Consider the following 3,134-nt stretch of genomic DNA (forward strand, 5'->3'; position numbering starts at 1 on the left):
CGACGATCACCCCGAACTCCGCCTCGAAGTCGATCGCGTCGTCGGTCGAGCGGAACGGCACGTCGCCGTGCGGCGGGTAGAACCGATCGGACAGGCCCTGATAGATCAGCGGCGGGTCGGCGGGGGTGCGCCGCTCATAGCCCCAGGCGTCGGCGAGGATGAAGTTGTGCGCCAGGAACGCCGAGGCGTCGAGGAACTGCCAGGCGCGCGGCAGCACCGCGGCGAGGCTCGGCGGATCGAGCGGCGCGGCGCCGGCGGCGGCGCCGTCGTTGAGCGCGCGGTACTGCGCGTCGAGCGCGGGCGCGATCGACTCCCAGTCGTCGAGCGCTGCCTGCAACGTGGCCGCGGCCGCGGCCGGCACGCCTCGCGTCAGGTCGCGCGAGACGATCAGCAGGCGGCCGTCGCGCCCCTCGTTGCGGCTGGCGAGCTTCATCGCGCCGCCACGCGTTGAAGCACGGCGGTTGCCGCGTGGGCATCGGCACCGTCCCCGGTCCAGGCGACATGCTCGTCGGGGCGCACCAGTGTGAGCGCGTGCGGGTAGAGCGCCGCGACGCCCTCGCCATCCAGAGCCAGGACGGTGAACGGCACGCCCAGCCGCGCTGCCGCATCGCGGAAGGCGGCTGCGCCGGCGTTACTGTTCGAGCGGTCAAGCAGCGTGAAGCCCTTGCCGAAGCGATCGTAGAGCGACACGCCGGGCGCCAACCACAGGTGCGGCGCGAGCGCGCCCGGCAGCGCGACCGGATCATATTCCTCCGCCGAGGGGGGCGGCAGCACATGGTCGGAGGCGATCACCGGGGAACCGCTATAGTGATAGCCGAGCACCATGCCGATGGTGTGGAACTCGCGCCGCTTCTGCTCGACGACATGCGGGGCGAGCTCCGTGCGTGCGGCCGCGCCGGCGGGCGTGTCGGCCTCCATGTCGGGGCGGACCATGTTGGCGCTCAGCACGGCATAGTTCGCGACCGATTCGTCGATCGTCCACTGGTGCACGCGCCGGCGCTCCCATTCGTAGCTGTCCAGCAGCGCATCGCCCGCCCAGCCGTGGAGCGTCGCATCGAGCTTCCAGCCCAGGTCGACCGCGTCGGCGATGCCCATGTTCATGCCGTACCCCCCGAACGGCGGGTGCAGGTGGCACGCGTCGCCCGCCAGGAACACGCGGTCCCGGCGGTAACGGTCGGCGATCAGCTCGTGCGCATACCAGGGATCGACCGCGACCAGCCGGAAGGCGACGTCGCGCCCGATCGTGCCGGTGACGAAGCTGCGGATTTCGTCCTCGTTCATGCCGCTCACGCCCTCGGGCAACTTCTTGGCGGCGTACCAGAGGTCCCCGATGGGGCCGAGGATGCCCGGGCTGTCGGCGTTCAGCGTCCAGTGCATGATCCCGCGCGGGACCGGGGGGTCTTCGTTCAGCTCGGGGATGTCGAGCACCATGTTGTAATTGGCGCCATAGGCATGGCGGCCGGTCATGGTCGCGCCGATCGCCTCGCGCACCGGGCTGCGCGCGCCGTCCGCGCCGACCAGATAGCGCGCGCGCACCGACGAGGTCGCCCCGGCGGTGGTGCGCAGCTCGGCGGTGACGCCTACTTCGTCCTGCTCGAAGCCGACCAGCTCGGTGCCGTAGCGGAACGCGACTCCGGGGATCGTCTCCGCGCGGGCCTTCATCACGCGTTCGACGAGATATTGCGGGATCCACTCGCTCGGCTCGGAGAAGCGCGGATCGTCCGCACGTTCGTTGCCGCGGAAATAGATGTTCGGCAGCGTTGCGATGTGGTGGCCGTAAAGCCGCGTCTGGAAGACGATGTCGGTCGGCAGGTCGGGCGGGCTCGGCGAGGCGGCGCGGATCGCGTCGGCGATGCCCCAGCGGCGCATGTGCTCGAGCGAGCGCATGTTGAGCGTCTTGGCGCGCGGCTGCGGCCCGCGCGTGTCGTCACGCTCGACCAGCATGACCGCGTCGCCGCGCAGACCCAGTTCGAGCGCCAGCGACAGGCCGACCGGCCCCGCCCCGACGACGAGCACGTCGGTGTCATAGTTCTGGTCCATGTCGGTTCGCGTACCTTGCAGGAGCGCCGTGGCGCATGGGATCACTCAGGCGCGGTCTCGTAATTGCGCACGAAGTCTTCGGGCGGAGGCGGCCCCCATTGGTAGAAGGAATCCTCGCCCGGATGGTCGGCGCCGGGCCAGTCCATCGTCGCCGGGATGAAGTCCATGTCCGCCGAATATTCGGCATAGCTGCCCCACGGATCGCGGACATAGTGGAAGTAGTTCGATCCCAGCACGTGCCGGCCGAGCCCCCAGCCGCGGGCATAGCCCGCCGCCTCCATCTGCATCGCGCCCTGGCCGACCTCGGCGACCGTGGCCACGTCCCAGCTGCAATGGTGCATCCCCGGCCCGTCCGAGCGGGCGAGCGCGACCAGATGATGATCGCTGCCGTAGGGACCGTGCATGAACGCGACATCGTCGCCCGAGCGGTCCGACAATCGCAATCCCAGTCGATCACCGTAGAAGCCCATCGCCGCAGGCACCCCGCCGGTGTAGAGCGCGAGGTGCGCCAACCGCCGCGGGCGGACCTTGACGTTGCGGCTGCGCGGGCCGGCGCCGCGATGCTCGTGGAAGCGGGCAGGGGGATCGAAGCTGCTCTTCGCGTCCGGCGACGATTTCGGCGCCACCGCGATCTCGACGCGGAGCCCGTCGGGTGCGCGGCACCAGAGCGCGTTGGACGCGGCGTCGGGGTTCTCGACGCGCACGTCGGCCAGCCGCGCGGCGATCGCCGGCAGGTCCCGCTCATAGATGCCGAAGCGGATCGACAGTAGCTTCTTGGCCGGACCGCCGAGCAGGTCGGCCCAGACATGGTCGCTGTCCGCGGTGCGCAGCAGCAGCCGATCCTCGCGCCGCTCGACGTCGAGGCCGAACGCGGCGTAGAACCGCTCCGCCTCCGCCAGATCGGGCACGGCAAGGGTGAAATGGTCGAGCGAATGGACGCCGACGCGGGTCGGGTCGGAGGCGGCCTCAGACATCGGCCACGACCGGGTTGGACAGGATACCGATACCCTCGATCTCGATCTCGCAGACCTCGCCCGGCCGCATGAAGCGCTGCGGCTTGCGCGCGCCGCCGACGCCGGCCGGCGTACCGGTGA

General features: G+C 70.6%; 3 protein-coding genes and 1 pseudogene. All 4 read right to left on the bottom strand.

The genetic code is table 11. The features are described 5' to 3' along the window. Positions 1-433, bottom strand: a pseudogene (locus ACFE64_RS15475) (fumarylacetoacetate hydrolase); the annotation flags it as partial. After that, a complete protein-coding gene (locus ACFE64_RS15480; RefSeq protein WP_375393347.1) occupies positions 430-2,040 on the bottom strand; it encodes an FAD-dependent monooxygenase in 1,611 nt (536 codons plus the stop codon). The pseudogene ACFE64_RS15475 and the gene ACFE64_RS15480, both read right to left, overlap by 4 nt. Positions 2,041-2,081: 41 nt before the next feature. Further along, entirely contained in the window at positions 2,082-3,014 is a 933-nt protein-coding gene (locus ACFE64_RS15485) for a VOC family protein (protein WP_375393348.1), read from the bottom strand. Then, a partial coding sequence (locus ACFE64_RS15490) for a fumarylacetoacetate hydrolase family protein (RefSeq protein WP_375393349.1) occupies positions 3,007-3,134 on the bottom strand: 128 nt, incomplete at its 5' end. The genes ACFE64_RS15485 and ACFE64_RS15490, both read right to left, overlap by 8 nt.

This window comes from uncultured Sphingomonas sp., assembly GCF_964250165.1.
In the GTDB taxonomy this organism is placed as follows: domain Bacteria; phylum Pseudomonadota; class Alphaproteobacteria; order Sphingomonadales; family Sphingomonadaceae; genus Sphingomonas.

Coding starts and splice junctions, on each gene's coding strand:
- ACFE64_RS15480 (WP_375393347.1), bottom strand. CDS start 2,040: ATGGACCAGAACTATGACACCGACGTGCTCGTCGTCGGGGCGGGGCCG.
- ACFE64_RS15485 (WP_375393348.1), bottom strand. CDS start 3,014: ATGTCTGAGGCCGCCTCCGACCCGACCCGCGTCGGCGTCCATTCGCTC.